Consider the following 14164-nt stretch of genomic DNA (forward strand, 5'->3'; position numbering starts at 1 on the left):
CCGCGGGAGGCATGCTTCACCCCGCCGTTGCCCCTAGGACACCGGCGGGGTGGAGGGGGTGCGGGCCGGTCTCAGCCGGTCGCGGCGAGCACCACGAAGAGGACCAGTCCGACGGCGGCCGGGGCGAGGATCTCGTACGCCCAGCGGATCTGCGGCGCGCCCTGCGCCCCTGGCCGGCCCTGGTACCGCTCGGCCATCTCCCGCAGGTCGGCGACGTTCTGGTCGCTGGGGGCGACGCGCGAGGCGGAGTCCCGGACGTCGGCGGTGACGGAGGTGCGTCCGTGCGGGTCGTCCTGGGAGGCGCGGGCGGCCCGGCGGGCGGCCCGCTTGCGCTGCCGCAGCGAGACGGGGACGGCCCACAGCTGGTACTTGGCGCCCTCCTGCGTGAAGACCTCGCTGGAGTAGCCGGCCCGGACGTCGGCGACGGAGGCCCAGGGCAGCAGGATCGAGCGGAAGGGGTTGCGGATCCGGAGCCGGTCCTCGTTCGCGTACACGGCGGGCCGGATGGTGAAGGCGAGGACCAGCGGCACGACGAGCAGGAGTCCCGCCATCGCCAGCCAGGGCGTCCGGCCCTCGCCGCGCAGCACCGCGTCGCCGGCGAAGACGAGCGTCAGGGCGAGCAGGAAGACGCCTCCCACGATGCCGGCGGTGGAGCGGTAGACGCGGTCGGCGAAGGTCGGCTCGGGGTTCGGATCGGAGGGCGAGGGGCTCGTCATGCCGCCGATTCTGCCTCAGGAGCCCCCACGGGGCTCGACCACCCCGCCCCGGACGGGGCCCCGGCGGGACGCGGCGACCGAGGTGCGGCGCAGTGGCCCCGGCCGCCGTGCCGGGCGGTCAGGACCCCGGGCGGTCAGGACTCCCGGGCGATCAGGCCCCCGGGCGGTCAGGACCCCGGGCGATCAGACCTCCCAGGCGGTCAGGCTCCCCGGGCGGTCAGGCCCGTCGGGTGGCGACCAGGTCCGCGTACAGGATGATGTTGTCCGGGCGGTGCCCGTCGACGAGCTCGCCGCCGCAGGTGATCACGCGCAGTTCGGGGCGGCGGGTGTCGCCGTAGACCTTCTCCGTCGGGAAGGCGTCCTTGTCGACCTGCTGGAGCTCGCGGACGCGGAAGACCGCGGCGGTGCCGTCCGCGCGGGTCACCGTGATCTCGTCGCCGACCCGGACCTTCGCGACGTCCTTCAGGACGGCGGGGCCGCGCGCGGTGTCGAAGTGCCCGATGAGGACGGCGGGGCCGGTCTCGCCGGGCGTGACGCCCTTGTCGTACCAGCCGATCCGGTCGGCCTGGGCGACCGGGGGCACCTCGACGGTCCCGTCGGCGTTCAGCCCGAGGTTCAGGACGCCCCGGGCGTCGACGGCGGCGGCGGGCAGCCGGACCCGCACCGGCAGCGAGCGGGCGAGCGGCTTCACGGGGGCGGCGGCGGTGCCGGCGGGCGCCGGGGCGGCCGACTCCGCGATCCGGGCGGGCGGGGTGGTGGCGGTGGTCCCGCCCTCCGCCGAGCAGCCGGCGAGGGCGGCCACGAGGAGGACGGCGGCGGTGAGGGTACGGCGGCGCATGGGACGGCTCCGGGTGGACGGGTGCGGCCGGCCGTCGTGGGGTGTCGACGGCCGGCCGGGAGGGTTCGGGGCTCCGGCTCGGGTCAGGGGCGAGGAGCGGGGCGCACGGGTCGTGCGCGCGGGGCGTGCGGGTCAGCCCCGGACGGCGGCGGCGCGGCGGCGCAGCACGGTGAAGCCGAGCCCGGCGGCGGCCAGCGAGGCGGCGCCGGCGCCGATCGCGACGAGCGTGGCGGAACCCTCCTCGGCGGTGAGTTCGGCACCGGCCGCGACCCCGCCCCGCGGGACGACGGAGGTCTGCCCGCCCTGCGCCTGGGCGCCGGTGCCCGTGCCGGCGGTGCCGCCGGTCTGCGTCCCGCCGGCCGGGACCGGCTCCAGGACGCAGCCCTTCGGGAGCCGGGGGAAGGGGTGGCTGGAGCCCTCGGCGTCGCCGCCCTCGACCTTGGCGTACAGGGACGGGGTGGCGCTGAAGGCGTCGTCGATCCGGGCGACGATGCCGGCGCTCGCGGGCAGCGAGGGGTGCTCGCGGTCGAGGACGCCGATGACCTTCTCGTCCCCGGCGGTGACGAGCTTCGCCTTCGGGCCCTTGGTGGTCATGGTCAGCTGGGCCTGGGTGCCCGCGCCGATGGGGAACTCGGTGCTCTGCGGCAGGCAGTGGTCGACCTTGCCCGTCTCCAGGTTGTACGGCTGCGGCGCGGACTGCTCGGTCTGGCCCGGGACGAAGGCGGCGAAGTAGCCGGGCGACTCCAGGACGACGACGGCCTTGCCGAGGAAGTAGACCTTGCGGTCGCCGGCGGTGAGGTAGACGAAGCCGCCGCCCTTGCCGGTGGCCGGGTCGACGGTCCGGAGGCCGTAGTAGCCGTCCTTCTCGCCGACCTCGACGATCGTGCCGTCCGCGAGGCGGTAGTGGCCGGACTTGGCGGGGGCGGAGTTGCCGATCCAGTTGTGGGTCGAGCCGTCCGGGTTGAGGACGAGGAACTCGCCGTTGTCCTGGCCCGCGACGGAGCGGGTGACCGCGTGCAGCTCGCCGACCTTGCGGTCGCCGCGGAAGAGCTCGGCGAACCAGTTCTGCTCCTGGAGCTTGTAGATCTTGGCGACGGTGCCGCTGAGCAGCTTGTCGGTGCGGACGAGCGTGGCGTGCTCGGGGCCGGCCTCGACGGCGGTCACCTCGCCCTCGGCGTCCAGGGTCACCGCGTACCCGGCGAAGACCCCGGTCTCCTCGCCGGCGTGGCCGCCGCCGGCCTTCAGCTCGCCCAGCACGGTGGTGCCGCGCAGGACGGTGGCGGTGAAGTACCGGTGCTGGGTGCCCTGGTCGTAGACCTTGGCGGTGAGGCCGCCGTCGAGCTCGACGGTGCGGACCAGGACGTCGGCGTCGGCATCGGCGTCGGCGGCCGGGGCGGTGGCGGCCGGAGCGGTCGTCGGAGCGGTCGCCGCCGGGGTCTTGGCGGCCGGGGCGGTGGTCGGGGCGGTGGTCGCCGGGGTCTTGGCGGCGGGGGCGGCGGTGGCGGCAGCAGCCGGCTTGGCGGCGGTCTTCGCGGGCGCGGTGGCCGGGGTGCTCACGGTCGGCGCCGGGGTCGTACCGGCGGCGAAGGCGCTGCCGGCCGCGAGGACCGGGGTGGCGGCGACGCCGGCGACGAGAGCGGTGGCGAGGGCGGTGCGAAGGGCGGTGCGCATAACGACTCCCGAGAGGTTTCGGTGGTGGATGGAGAAGAGCCGCATGCCTGGCTGATGTCTCGTTCGGGGAGGGCCGGTGAGTTCTCGCTGGCTGCTGATAAAGAATCTAAAGATCTTGTATGGGGGATCGGTCCGCTCCGTGTCACGGGCGTGTGACAGCCGTCACCGCCCCCGACGGACCTTTCCGCCCCCTCCCTCCGCGCCCCGCGCACGCCGGCGCGAAGCCCCCGCTCCGCCCGGGCGCCCCGCCACGCGGAACCCCCGCCCCGCCCGACCACCACACCGCCACGGACCCCCCGCCCCGCCCGACCGCCACACCACTGCGGAACCCCCGCGCCGCCCGGGCACCACGCCGGTGCGGGCCCGTGACCTCGGCCTCCCCGGACGCCCTCCCCTGTACAGGTCGCTACGCGCGTAGATATGCTCGACTGGTGACCATGCCCACCACCGCATCCGCAGCAGCGGCCTTCGCCGACGTGACCGCGTCCGAGAGCACGCTGCGCCGCTTCCTCCACGGGCTGCCCGGCGTCGACGCCGTGGGCCTGGAGGCGCGCGCCGCGTCCCTCGGCACCCGCTCGATCAAGACCACGTCCAAGGCGTACGCCATCGACCTGGCCATCTCCATGATCGACCTGACCACGCTCGAAGGCGCGGACACCCCGGGCAAGGTCCGGGCCCTCGCCGCCAAGGCCGTCCACCCCGACCCGACCGACCGCACGACCCCGACGACCGCCGCCGTCTGCGTCTACCCCGACATGGTGGCCACCGCGAAGGCCGCCCTCGCGGGCGCGGACGTCAAGGTCGCCTCGGTCGCCACCGCCTTCCCGGCGGGCCGCGCCGCCCTCCCCGTGAAGCTGGCCGACACCGCCGACGCGATCGCCGCCGGCGCCGACGAGATCGACATGGTCATCGACCGTGGCGCCTTCCTCGCCGGCCGCTACCTGGAGGTGTACGACCAGATCGCCGCGATCAAGGCCGAGTGCGGCGACCGCGCCCGCCTCAAGGTGATCTTCGAGACCGGCGAGCTGTCCACGTACGACAACATCCGCCGCGCCTCCTGGCTCGGCATGATGGCCGGCGCCGACTTCATCAAGACCTCGACCGGCAAGGTCGCGGTCAACGCCACCCCGGCGAACACCCTGCTCATGCTGGAGGCGGTGCGCGACTTCCGCGCCCAGACCGGCGTGCAGATCGGCGTGAAGCCCGCCGGCGGCATCCGCAACACCAAGGAAGCCATCAAGTTCCTGGTGCTGGTCAACGAGACCGCGGGCGCGGACTGGCTGGACAACCACTGGTTCCGCTTCGGCGCCTCCAGCCTGCTCAACGACCTGCTGATGCAGCGCCAGAAGATGGCGACCGGCCACTACTCCGGCCCCGATTACGTGACGGTGGACTGATCGACATGACCTCCCCCTTCGAGTACGCCCCCGCGCCCGAGTCGCGCGCGGTCGTCGACATCGCCCCGAGCTACGGCCTGTTCATCGACGGCGAGTTCACCGACGCGGCCGACGGCAAGGTCTTCAAGACCGTCTCCCCCTCCACCGAGGAGGTCCTGTCCGAGATCGCCCAGGCGGGCGAGGCGGACGTGGACCGCGCGGTGAAGGCCGCCCGCCGGGCCTTCGAGAAGTGGTCCGCGCTGCCCGGTTCCGAGCGCGCCAAGTACCTCTTCCGGATCGCCCGGATCATCCAGGAGCGCAGCCGCGAGCTGGCCGTCCTGGAGACCCTGGACAACGGAAAGCCGATCAAGGAGACCCGCGACGCGGACCTCCCCCTGGTCGCCGCCCACTTCTTCTACTACGCGGGCTGGGCCGACAAGCTCGACCACGCGGGCTACGGCGCGGACCCGCGCCCGCTCGGCGTCGCCGGCCAGGTCATCCCGTGGAACTTCCCGCTGCTCATGCTGGCGTGGAAGATCGCCCCGGCGCTCGCGACCGGCAACACGGTCGTCCTCAAGCCGGCCGAGACCACCCCGCTCTCCGCCCTGTTCTTCGCGGACGTCTGCCGCCAGGCGGGCCTGCCGAAGGGCGTCGTCAACATCCTCCCCGGGTACGGGGACACCGGCGCCGCCCTGGTCGCGCACCCGGACGTGAACAAGGTCGCCTTCACCGGCTCGACCGCCGTCGGCAAGCTGATCGCCCGCACGGTCGCCGGCACCGACAAGAAGCTCACGCTGGAGCTGGGCGGCAAGGGCGCCAACATCGTCTTCGACGACGCCCCCATCGACCAGGCCGTCGAGGGGATCGTCAACGGCATCTTCTTCAACCAGGGCCAGGTCTGCTGCGCGGGCTCCCGCCTGCTGGTCCAGGAGTCGATCCAGGACGAGCTGCTGGACAGCCTCAAGCGCCGCCTGTCGACGCTCCGCCTCGGCGACCCGCTCGACAAGAACACCGACATCGGCGCCATCAACTCCGAGGAGCAGCTGGCCCGCATCACCTCGCTGGTGGAGCGGGGCGAGGCGGAGGGCGCCGAGCGCTGGACCGCCGCCTGCGACCTGCCGGAGGCGGGCTACTGGTTCGCCCCGACGCTCTTCACGAACGTCACCCAGGCGCACACCATCGCCCGCGACGAGGTCTTCGGCCCGGTCCTGTCGGTGCTGACCTTCCGCACCCCGGACGAGGCCGTCGCCAAGGCCAACAACAGCCAGTACGGCCTCTCCGCCGGCATCTGGACGGAGAAGGGCTCCCGCATCCTCGCGGTCGCGAACAAGCTCCGCGCCGGTGTCGTCTGGGCCAACACGTTCAACAAGTTCGACCCGACCTCGCCGTTCGGCGGCTACAAGGAGTCGGGCTTCGGCCGCGAGGGCGGCCGCCACGGCCTGGAGGCGTACCTCGATGTCTGACACGACCCGACTCTCCGTCTTCAAGACCTACAAGCTGTACGTCGGGGGCAAGTTCCCCCGCTCCGAGAGCGGCCGGGTGTACGAGGTGAGCGACTCCAAGGGCAACTGGCTGGCCAACGCGCCGCTGTCCTCCCGCAAGGACGCCCGTGACGCGGTCGTCGCCGCCCGCAAGGCGCAGGGCGGCTGGGCGGGCGCGACCGCCTACCTGCGCGGGCAGATCCTCTACCGCGTCGCCGAGATGCTGGAGGGCCGCCGGGACCAGTTCGTCCGCGAGGTCGCGGACGCCGAGGGCCTGTCGAAGTCGAAGGCCGCGGCGCAGGTGGACGCCGCGATCGACCGCTGGGTCTGGTACGCCGGCTGGACCGACAAGATCGCCCAGGTCGTCGGCGGCGCCAACCCGGTCGCCGGCCCCTACTTCAACCTCTCCACCCCGGAGCCGACCGGCGTCGTCACCGTGCTCGCCCCCCAGGAGTCGTCCTTCCTGGGCCTGGTCTCGGTGATCGCCCCGGTCATCGCGACGGGCAACACCGCCGTCGTCATCGCCTCGGAGAAGGCCCCGCTCCCCGCCCTCTCCCTGGGCGAGGTCCTGGCCACCTCCGACCTCCCCGGCGGCGTGGTCAACATCCTCTCCGGCAAGGCCTCCGAGATGGGCCCGCACCTCGCGGCCCACCTGGACGTCAACGCGATCGACCTGACGGGCGCGGACGCCGACCTGGCCCGCGAGCTGGAGGTCGCGGCCGCGGAGAACCTCAAGCGCGTCCTGCGCCCCCGCGCCGAGGACTTCGCCGAGTCCCCCGGCACGGACCGCATGACCGCCTTCCTGGAGACCAAGACCGTCTGGCACCCCACGGGCTCGCTGGGCGCCTCCGGCTCCTCGTACTAGCCCCGTCCGCGCGAGGCCCCCGGGTGTCCGCACCCGGGGGCCTTGCGCACGCCCGTGGGGGACCGGATGATCCGGTCATGCTGAGGGGACTGATCAAGGGAGACAACGCCTTCGTCCCGACGGCGGCGCTGCGTGTCGCCGTCCGGAGCGGGGTGGACGTCGCGGCACTGCTCGTGACGGAGCGGGGCAGGGTCCGGGGGGACGCCGACATCGTGTTCGACGGCGCTCCGGCGCACGCGTCGGGCGCGGTGCGGCTCGCCGCGGGCGAGGACGGCACGGTGTGGCTGGACGCCGACCTCGCGGGCGTCGAGGAGGCCGTCGCCCGCGTCCTCGTCGTCGCGTCGACGGAGGAGGGCGCCCTGCGGGACGCGCCCGCCCTGTCCGTGGAGGTCCTCGGGCCGGACGGCGGGACGGTCGTGGCGTACGAGGTCACCGACGCGGGCCCCGAGACGGCGATGGTCGTCGCGGAGCTGTACCGCCGCTCGGGCGGCTGGAAGTTCCGCGCGGTGGGCCAGGGGTACGTCGACGGGCTGACCGGTCTGGCGGTGGACCACGGGGTGGACGTGGGCGAGGAGCCGCAGGAGGCCCCGGCACCGGTCCCGGCCCCCGCCGCTCCGGCCCGGGCGGAGGCCCCGGCGCCTGCGGAGGCGCCGGCGGAGGCCCCGGCGGACGTCCCGGCGCAGGGCCGGCGCCCCACCCGTGACCAGCTCCTGGACATGACCCCGGACCAGATCCGGGCCCTGGCCCGGGCCCAGCGGCAGGCCGGGGCCGAGCCCGGGACCCCGCCGGCGTCCGTCCCGTCCGTGCCGCCGCCCGACCCGTCGGCCTGGACCTGCGGGCCCGACTTCAAGCCGCGCACCGTCACCGGCCGGGACAACGACGTGATCACCGTGGAGGACCTCCCGGCCGGTCCCGTCATGGTCGAACTGGCCGTGAAGGGCGAGCACTACACCGGGCTGTGGCCCCTCGACGACTCCAACGCCAAGGGGCGTTACCTCGTCAACAGCACGGAGAAGGACTTCCGGGGCCGGGTGATCGCCTCCGTCCCCGCGCACGGACGGCTGCGCCTGCGGCTGGAGGCGAGCGGCTCCTGGCAGGTGCGGATCCTGCCGCTGGCGGAGGCCCGGCGCCTGACCGAGAGCCGGCTGGAGGCCTGGGGCCCCGAGGTCCTGCTCCACACCCGGGGGACGGCCGACGTCGCCTTCCACTACAAGGGCGGCGGCAACTTCATCGTCCACCTCTACCGGCTGGCGGGGCACACGGACACCACCGCGCTCCCCAAGCCCGGCCGGGCCGTCGTCAACGAGATCGGCGCGCGCAAGGAGACCCTGCCGCTGCCCGAGGGCCCGCTCCTCGTCCACGTGTCCGCCGCGGACGCCCCCTGGACCGCTCGCCTGAAGGACGTGCGGCCCCACAGCAGCGGCCGGAACGCCGGCGGTCCGATGAAGTCGGCCGAGCCCCGCGGGGCACTGGGCTGGCTGCGCCGCGCGAGGCGCTGAGGGGCGCGGGCCGCGCGGGCCCTACGGAAGCAGCTTCTGCGTCAGCGGGCCCGCGACCGGCAGGTCCGCGACCGCGCCGCCCTTCGTGACGTGGTCGGTGACCAGGTTCGTGCCGACCGGCTTGAAGTCGGCGACCTGGGTGCCGATGCCGTTGGCCAGCGGGTCGACGCCGGTGTTGGCCAGCGGGTCGAGCTGGAGCCTCGTCAGCGGGCCCACCCCGTGCGTGACGCCGGCCAGGGCGCCCGCACCGGCCGCGCCGGCGTCCGTGCGGGTCAGCGAGTCCACCGGCAGCGGCACGGCGGCGCCCGGGGCGGCCTGGGCCGCCGCCGACGCCCCGAACACGGCGGCACCGGCCGCGGTGACGCCGAGACCGGCCTTCCACAGGAGGCCGCGGCGGGGGGTCTTCGGCTCTGCGTGACGCGCCATGAGGTTCCTTCCGAGGGGTGAGCGGGCGGCCACCGACAGTAGTGGAGGTGTGATGCTCGATACCAACGGCCCTCCTCGGTGGTCCCCTGGACGGGGGAATGCCTCACACTGGTGTTCCGTGAGTTCCCAACCGATCCCGACCCGGGTCGTCCTGCTCGCGGGCCCCTCCGGCTCCGGCAAGTCGTCCCTCGCCGCCGCCGCGGGCCTTCCGGTGCTGCGCCTCGACGACTTCTACAAGGAGGCCGGCGACCCGACGCTCCCGCTCGTCGACGGCAGCAGTGACACCGACTGGGACTCCCCGCGTTCCTGGGACGCGGACGCCGCCGTCGCCGCGATCACCGAGCTGTGCCGCACGGGCCGCACCCACGTCCCGGTGTACGACATCGCGACCAGCTCCCGCACCGGCAGCGACCGCCTCGACATCGGGCGGACCCCGCTCTTCATCGCCGAGGGCATCTTCGCCGCCGAGATCGTGAGCCGCTGCCGGGAGCTCGGCGTGCTGGCCGACGCGCTCTGCCTGCGCGGCCGCCCCTCCACCACCTTCCGCCGCCGGCTCCTGCGCGACCTGCGGGAGGGCCGCAAGTCGGTCCCGGTGCTGCTGCGCCGCGGCTGGCGCCTGATGCGCGCCGAGCGCGCGATCGTCACCCGCCAGACCGCCCTGGGCGCCCATCCCTGCGCCAAGCCGGAGGCCCTCGGCCGCCTCGCCGCCGCCGCGGCGGGCCGCCACCGGACCCCCGCGAGCCGCTGACACCCCCGTACACGCGCGAAGCGGGCCCTACGAGACCCCCCGGACTCGTACGACCCGCTTCGCTTTTTCCCCCGTGGGCCCCAGATCCCCCCTGGAGCCGTCCCCCGTGTTTCCCCCGTGTTCCCCCGATCCTCAGGCGACGAGTTCGCCGAAGGACTCCTCCTCGTCACGGCCGAAGCTCAGCACCTCGTCCTCGCGCAGCCGCCGCAGCGACCGCCAGATGCTCGACTTCACCGTGCCGACACTGATGTCCAGGATCTCCGCGATCTCCGGGTCGGTCCGGCCCTCGTAGTAGCGCAGCACCAGCATGGTCCGCTGGAGCTCGGGCAGGCGGGCCAGGGCCTGCCACAGCACCGCGCGCAGCTCGGTGCCGCGCATCGCGTCCGTCTCGCCGACCGTCTCCGGCAGCTCCTCGGTCGGGTACTCGTTGACCTTCCGCCGGCGCCAGGCGCTGATGTGCAGGTTGGTCATCGTGCGGCGCAGGTAACCGCCGACGGCGGCCTTGTCGCTGATCCGCTCCCAGGCGCGGTACGTGGAGAACAGCGCGCTCTGGAGCAGGTCCTCGGCCTCGAAACGGTCACCGGTCAGGTGGTAGGCGGTGGCGTACAGGGAGGCCCGGCGCTCCTGGACGTAGGCCGTGAACTCGGCCTCCGAGCAGGAACGCTCCCCCGTGGCCTCCCCGTACACCGCTCCCCCGTCAGCGACGGCGACCATGTAGGGCGCCTTGCGCTGACGCCCGACGGTTCGAACGCACCCCCGTCCGTTCGTTGCACCGCCGGACTTCTCGGTGCTCCGCACGACGTCGTGGAGCCGCGTGACGACTGCGCTGGAGGTGGTGCTGTGCAGTGCGTTCATCTCGCGCCCCCCTGTCGGTCGGAGTCCTTCGTTTCGGTCCGTGTGCCAAGAAGCTTGCCCGGCGGACTTCATGGCGTTGTCCGCCGACTGTCACAGACGTGTCACAGGGACGGCCGCGGAAGCGCGCCTCCGGGCGGTCGAACTCGGACGGCTCATGAGCCAGAATGACCTCCGTGCCTTTTCTGCTGCTGATCGAGGACGACGACGCCATCCGCACGGCCCTCGAACTCTCCCTGTCCCGGCAGGGCCACCGGGTGGCCACCGCCGCGTCGGGCGAGGACGGCCTGCTGCTGCTCAAGGAGCAGCGGCCGGACCTGATCGTGCTGGACGTGATGCTGCCCGGCATCGACGGGTTCGAGGTGTGCCGGCGGATCCGCCGCACCGACCAGCTCCCGATCATCCTGCTCACCGCGCGCAACGACGACATCGACGTGGTCGTGGGGCTGGAGTCGGGCGCCGACGACTACGTGGTGAAGCCGGTGCAGGGGCGGGTGCTCGACGCCCGCATCCGGGCCGTGCTGCGGCGCGGCGAGCGGGAGTCGACGGATTCGGCGAGCTTCGGCTCGCTGGTGATCGACCGGGCCGCGATGACCGTGACGAAGAACGGCGCGGACCTCCAGCTGACCCCGACCGAGCTGCGGCTGCTGCTCGAACTGAGCCGGCGGCCCGGACAGGCGCTGTCCCGGCAGCAGTTGCTGCGGCTGGTCTGGGAGCACGACTACCTGGGCGACTCGCGCCTGGTGGACGCGTGCGTGCAGCGGCTGCGGGCGAAGGTGGAGGACGTGCCGTCCTCGCCGACCCTGATCCGCACGGTGCGCGGCGTCGGCTACCGGCTGGACGTCCCTGCGTGACGAAGGGGAACAAGGGGGTGTTCGCCCGGCTGCGGCTGTCCAGCCTGCGCCTGCGGCTCGTGGTGGTGTTCGCGCTGGTGGCGCTGACGGCCGCGGTGTCGGCGTCGGGGATCGCGTACTGGCTGAACCGCGAGGCGGTGCTCAAGCGGACCCAGGACAGCGCGCTGAACGACTTCCGGCAGGAGATGCAGAACCGGGCGGCGACGCTGCCGCTGCGGCCGACGCAGGAGGACCTGCGGCGCACCTCCGAGGAGATGACGGCGGGCGGCGCCGGCTACCAGGTGCTCCTGCTCGGCGAACGGGCCGCGGGGAAGCCGATCGTGGGCGCCTCGGACCCGGACGTGTTCACGCTGGCCGACGTGCCGGCGTCGCTGCGGGCGGCGGTGGACACCCGGCGCCCGGTGACGGACGCGAACCCGTATCCGTACCACCTGTTCTGGCAGCGGACGGAGCGGGGCGGGACGCCGTACCTGGTGGGCGGGACGCGGATCGACGGCGGCGGTCCGGCCGGCTACATGTTCAAGTCGCTGGCGGCGGAGAAGGCGGACCTCAACTCGCTGGCCTGGTCGCTGGGGATCGCGACGGGACTCGCGGTGATCGGTTCGGTGCTGCTGGCGCAGGTGGCGGCGTCGACGGTGCTGCGGCCGGTGCGGCGGCTCGGCGAGGCGGCCCGGCAGCTCGGCGAGGGCAAGCTGGACACCCGGCTGCGGGTGACCGGCGCGGACGAGCTGTCCGATCTGTCGCGGACGTTCAACAGCGCGGCGGAGAACCTGCAGAAGAAGGTGGCGGACATGAGCGCCCGGGAGGAGTCCTCCCGGCGGTTCGTCGCCGACATGTCGCACGAGCTGCGGACCCCGCTGACGGCGCTGACGGCGGTGACGGAGGTCCTGGAGGACGAGCAGGACTCGCTGGACCCGATGATCGCCCCGGCGGTGGCGCTGGTGGTGAGCGAGACCCGGCGGCTCAACGACCTGGTGGAGAACCTGATGGAGGTGACCCGCTTCGACGCGGGCACCGCCCGGCTGGTCCTGGACGACGTGGACATCGCCGACCAGATCACCGCGTGCATCGACGCGCGGGCCTGGCTGGACGCGGTGGACCTGGACGCGGACCGCGGCGTCGTGTGCCGGCTCGACCCGCGCCGCCTCGACGTGATCCTGGCGAACCTCATCGGGAACGCGCTGAAGCACGGCGGTTCCCCGGTGCGGGTCGCGGTGCGCACCGAGCCGGACCCGGACCCGGACGGCGAGGAGGAGCTGGTCATCACGGTGCGGGACCACGGTCCCGGCATTCCCGAGGAGGTGCTGCCGCACGTCTTCGACCGGTTCTACAAGGCGAGCGCGCAGCGGCCCCGCTCCGACGGCTCCGGGCTCGGGCTGTCGATCGCCATGGAGAACGCGCTGATCCACGGCGGCACGATCACCGCCGACAACTCGGTGGGCGGGGACGGCGCGGTGGACGGCGCGGTGTTCGTGCTGCGGCTGCCCCGGGACGCGTCGGCGGTCGCCCGCGCCCTGGGCACCGGCACCCGGCAGGGCAAGGGAGAGGACGAGTGAGGCTGCGTACGGTGGCGGCGGTCCTTCCGGCGGTGGCGCTCGCCGCGCTGGTCACCGGCTGCGGGATCAGGACGACGTCGGTGCCGGTGGACGCGGGCGCGGCCCCGTCCCGGGTGCCGTGCAACGTGCCGGAGGCGTCGGCGCCCGCGCCGGGGGTGCCGGTGCGGGCGTTCCTGGTGTGCGGTTCGCAGCTGGAGCCGGTGGACCGCAGGTCGCCGCAGCCGGAGGACAAGGCGAGCGGCGATCCGGTGCGGACGGCTTCGGCGCTGCTCGCGCAGCTGCTCGCGGAGCCGTCGGAAGCGGAGCGGCAGGCCGGTTTCACCACGGCGGTACGGGCTCCGCTGTCGGTGGCGCGCGGCCGGGCGGGCGATCCGGAGGGCACGCTGCGGCTGAGCCGGCAGCCGGAGGACCTGGCGCCGGCGGCGCTGTCGCAGCTGGTGTGCACCTTCGCGGAGAGTTCGGCGGGCGCGGGCGGGCACACGGTGCTGCTCGCGGGCCCGGGGGCGTACCCGCCGAAGCGCTACCGCTGTACGACGGAGCTGCGGGAGCGGCCCGAGTCGGCGCCGCCGACGGCGGCCGTCCAGGTGACGCCGGCGGGCTGAACCGGAACCGTTTCCGGCGCGGGCCGCGTCTTGGGGGGCGTGCAGCGTCAAGGTTCGGGCGGGAACGCCGCCGTGGTCGTCCGCGTGATCGGGTTCGTGCTCCTGATCGCGCATCTGCTGCTCGTCGCCTGGACCGGCCTGCTCCCACGGGACGTGGCCTGGGTGACCGCCCCGAACACGGTGCCGCTGGCCGGGCTGCGGGCCGATCTGGCGCTGGGGCCCGCCGCGGCGGCCCGGCCGATCGCCGGGGGACTGCTGCTGCTCGCCCCGCTCGGGGTGCTGCTGCCGATGTGCGACGGGCGGCTCGACGCCTCGCGGTGGGGGTCGCTGACCCGGACGACGGCGGCGGGGGCGCTGGTGTCGCTGGCCCTGGAGCTGCTCCAGACCGCGGTGCCGGGGCAGGTCGTGGACGTGGACTCGGTGCTCCTGAACACGCTCGGGGTGGCGCTCGCGCATCTCCTGGTGGTGCCGGCGGCGCGGGCGCGGCTGCGGCGCCGGCGGGAATCCCGGGAGGGGCGCCCCCAGGGTCGCGTCCTGACCGGGAACGGGCGGGCTCAGGGTCGTACCCCGAGGATTCCCAGGGTTCCGATCGCCCGGTAGACCGACGTCGGCGGGGTGGGCGCGGCGGCACCATGGAGTCGTCGGGAGGCCCGGAGGAGCGGCTTCCCGGAACCGACGAA

At 74.1% G+C, this 14164-nt stretch carries 14 protein-coding genes; 9 read left to right on the top strand and 5 right to left on the bottom strand.

Features of this window, described 5'->3' with window-relative positions:
- Nucleotides 1-71: 71 nt before the first annotated feature.
- The 3 genes from ACFW6A_RS17390 to ACFW6A_RS17400 all read right to left on the bottom strand — a co-directional run bounded on the left by ACFW6A_RS17390 (nucleotide 72) and on the right by ACFW6A_RS17400 (nucleotide 3225).
- Nucleotides 72-716, bottom strand: a complete 645-nt coding sequence (locus ACFW6A_RS17390; protein ID WP_351850585.1) for a PH domain-containing protein — start codon at nucleotides 714-716, stop codon at nucleotides 72-74.
- A 217-nt stretch (nucleotides 717-933) separates the two neighbouring features.
- On the bottom strand, nucleotides 934-1554 hold the full coding sequence (locus ACFW6A_RS17395; protein ID WP_386641312.1) for a class F sortase: 621 nt from the start codon (nucleotides 1552-1554) through the stop codon (nucleotides 934-936).
- A gap of 132 nt (nucleotides 1555-1686) precedes the next feature.
- On the bottom strand, nucleotides 1687-3225 hold the full coding sequence (locus tag ACFW6A_RS17400) for a hypothetical protein (protein ID WP_386641315.1): 1539 nt from the start codon (nucleotides 3223-3225) through the stop codon (nucleotides 1687-1689).
- A 437-nt stretch (nucleotides 3226-3662) separates the two neighbouring features.
- Between ACFW6A_RS17400 and deoC the strand changes: the two genes are divergently transcribed.
- The 4 genes from deoC (at nucleotide 3663) to ACFW6A_RS17420 (ending at nucleotide 8446) form a co-directional block, all read left to right on the top strand.
- Nucleotides 3663-4622 (top strand): deoxyribose-phosphate aldolase, encoded by a 960-nt coding sequence (gene deoC, locus ACFW6A_RS17405; RefSeq protein WP_351850580.1) that lies wholly within the window; start codon nucleotides 3663-3665, stop codon nucleotides 4620-4622.
- A gap of 5 nt (nucleotides 4623-4627) precedes the next feature.
- Nucleotides 4628-6064 carry an aldehyde dehydrogenase family protein gene (locus ACFW6A_RS17410; RefSeq protein ID WP_386485046.1) on the top strand — a complete coding sequence of 479 codons (1437 nt, stop codon included), beginning with the start codon at nucleotides 4628-4630 and terminating at the stop codon, nucleotides 6062-6064.
- The gene (locus ACFW6A_RS17415) at nucleotides 6057-6947 is read left to right on the top strand and encodes an aldehyde dehydrogenase family protein (RefSeq protein ID WP_351850577.1); all 891 of its coding nucleotides are present in this window, start codon (nucleotides 6057-6059) and stop codon (nucleotides 6945-6947) included. Before ACFW6A_RS17410 ends, ACFW6A_RS17415 begins: the two co-directional genes overlap by 8 nt.
- A 77-nt stretch (nucleotides 6948-7024) precedes the next feature.
- Nucleotides 7025-8446, top strand: a complete 1422-nt coding sequence (locus tag ACFW6A_RS17420; RefSeq protein WP_351850575.1) for a TerD family protein — start codon at nucleotides 7025-7027, stop codon at nucleotides 8444-8446.
- Nucleotides 8447-8467: 21 nt separating this feature from the next.
- On the opposite strand, the gene ACFW6A_RS17425 is transcribed toward ACFW6A_RS17420, so the two are convergent.
- Nucleotides 8468-8872: a hypothetical protein gene (locus tag ACFW6A_RS17425; protein WP_386641320.1), complete on the bottom strand. Its 405-nt coding sequence runs from the start codon at nucleotides 8870-8872 to the stop codon at nucleotides 8468-8470.
- Nucleotides 8873-8924: 52 nt separating this feature from the next.
- Here ACFW6A_RS17425 and ACFW6A_RS17430 point away from each other — a divergent pair, with 52 nt between their 5' ends.
- A complete protein-coding gene (locus tag ACFW6A_RS17430; protein WP_351850571.1) occupies nucleotides 8925-9620 on the top strand; it encodes a hypothetical protein in 696 nt (231 codons plus the stop codon).
- Between the two features lie 132 nt (nucleotides 9621-9752).
- On the opposite strand, the gene ACFW6A_RS17435 is transcribed toward ACFW6A_RS17430, so the two are convergent.
- Complete coding sequence (locus ACFW6A_RS17435; protein WP_351850569.1) at nucleotides 9753-10475, bottom strand: SigE family RNA polymerase sigma factor; 723 nt, start codon at nucleotides 10473-10475, stop codon at nucleotides 9753-9755.
- Between the two features lie 173 nt (nucleotides 10476-10648).
- Between ACFW6A_RS17435 and afsQ1 the strand changes: the two genes are divergently transcribed.
- The 4 genes from afsQ1 to ACFW6A_RS17455 are packed head-to-tail and all read left to right on the top strand — an operon-like array spanning nucleotide 10649 to nucleotide 14084.
- Nucleotides 10649-11326: a two-component system response regulator AfsQ1 gene (gene afsQ1, locus ACFW6A_RS17440; protein WP_351850567.1), complete on the top strand. Its 678-nt coding sequence runs from the start codon at nucleotides 10649-10651 to the stop codon at nucleotides 11324-11326.
- Nucleotides 11323-12882: an ATP-binding protein gene (locus ACFW6A_RS17445; RefSeq protein ID WP_351850566.1), complete on the top strand. Its 1560-nt coding sequence runs from the start codon at nucleotides 11323-11325 to the stop codon at nucleotides 12880-12882. Before afsQ1 ends, ACFW6A_RS17445 begins: the two co-directional genes overlap by 4 nt.
- A complete protein-coding gene (locus ACFW6A_RS17450; RefSeq protein WP_351850564.1) occupies nucleotides 12879-13484 on the top strand; it encodes a hypothetical protein in 606 nt (201 codons plus the stop codon). The genes ACFW6A_RS17445 and ACFW6A_RS17450 overlap by 4 nt, the downstream gene beginning before the upstream one ends.
- Nucleotides 13485-13523: 39 nt before the next feature.
- Nucleotides 13524-14084 carry a VanZ family protein gene (locus ACFW6A_RS17455; protein ID WP_351850562.1) on the top strand — a complete coding sequence of 187 codons (561 nt, stop codon included), beginning with the start codon at nucleotides 13524-13526 and terminating at the stop codon, nucleotides 14082-14084.
- The last annotated feature ends 80 nt before the right edge of the window (nucleotides 14085-14164 follow it).

The organism is Streptomyces sp. NPDC058758 (assembly GCF_042746075.1).
In the GTDB taxonomy this organism is placed as follows: Bacteria; Actinomycetota; Actinomycetes; order Streptomycetales; family Streptomycetaceae; genus Streptomyces.

What these genes read in the sequence shown, in the direction of transcription:
- ACFW6A_RS17425 (WP_386641320.1), bottom strand. Translation starts at nt 8,872, where the DNA reads ATGGCGCGTCACGCAGAGCCGAAGACCCCCCGCCGCGGCCTCCTGTGG.
- ACFW6A_RS17415 (WP_351850577.1), top strand. Translation starts at nt 6,057, where the DNA reads ATGTCTGACACGACCCGACTCTCCGTCTTCAAGACCTACAAGCTGTAC.
- ACFW6A_RS17420 (WP_351850575.1), top strand. Translation starts at nt 7,025, where the DNA reads ATGCTGAGGGGACTGATCAAGGGAGACAACGCCTTCGTCCCGACGGCG.
- deoC (WP_351850580.1), top strand. Translation starts at nt 3,663, where the DNA reads ATGCCCACCACCGCATCCGCAGCAGCGGCCTTCGCCGACGTGACCGCG.
- ACFW6A_RS17400 (WP_386641315.1), bottom strand. Translation starts at nt 3,225, where the DNA reads ATGCGCACCGCCCTTCGCACCGCCCTCGCCACCGCTCTCGTCGCCGGC.
- ACFW6A_RS17435 (WP_351850569.1), bottom strand. Translation starts at nt 10,475, where the DNA reads ATGAACGCACTGCACAGCACCACCTCCAGCGCAGTCGTCACGCGGCTC.
- ACFW6A_RS17390 (WP_351850585.1), bottom strand. Translation starts at nt 716, where the DNA reads ATGACGAGCCCCTCGCCCTCCGATCCGAACCCCGAGCCGACCTTCGCC.
- ACFW6A_RS17410 (WP_386485046.1), top strand. Translation starts at nt 4,628, where the DNA reads ATGACCTCCCCCTTCGAGTACGCCCCCGCGCCCGAGTCGCGCGCGGTC.
- ACFW6A_RS17430 (WP_351850571.1), top strand. Translation starts at nt 8,925, where the DNA reads ATGCTCGATACCAACGGCCCTCCTCGGTGGTCCCCTGGACGGGGGAAT.
- ACFW6A_RS17395 (WP_386641312.1), bottom strand. Translation starts at nt 1,554, where the DNA reads ATGCGCCGCCGTACCCTCACCGCCGCCGTCCTCCTCGTGGCCGCCCTC.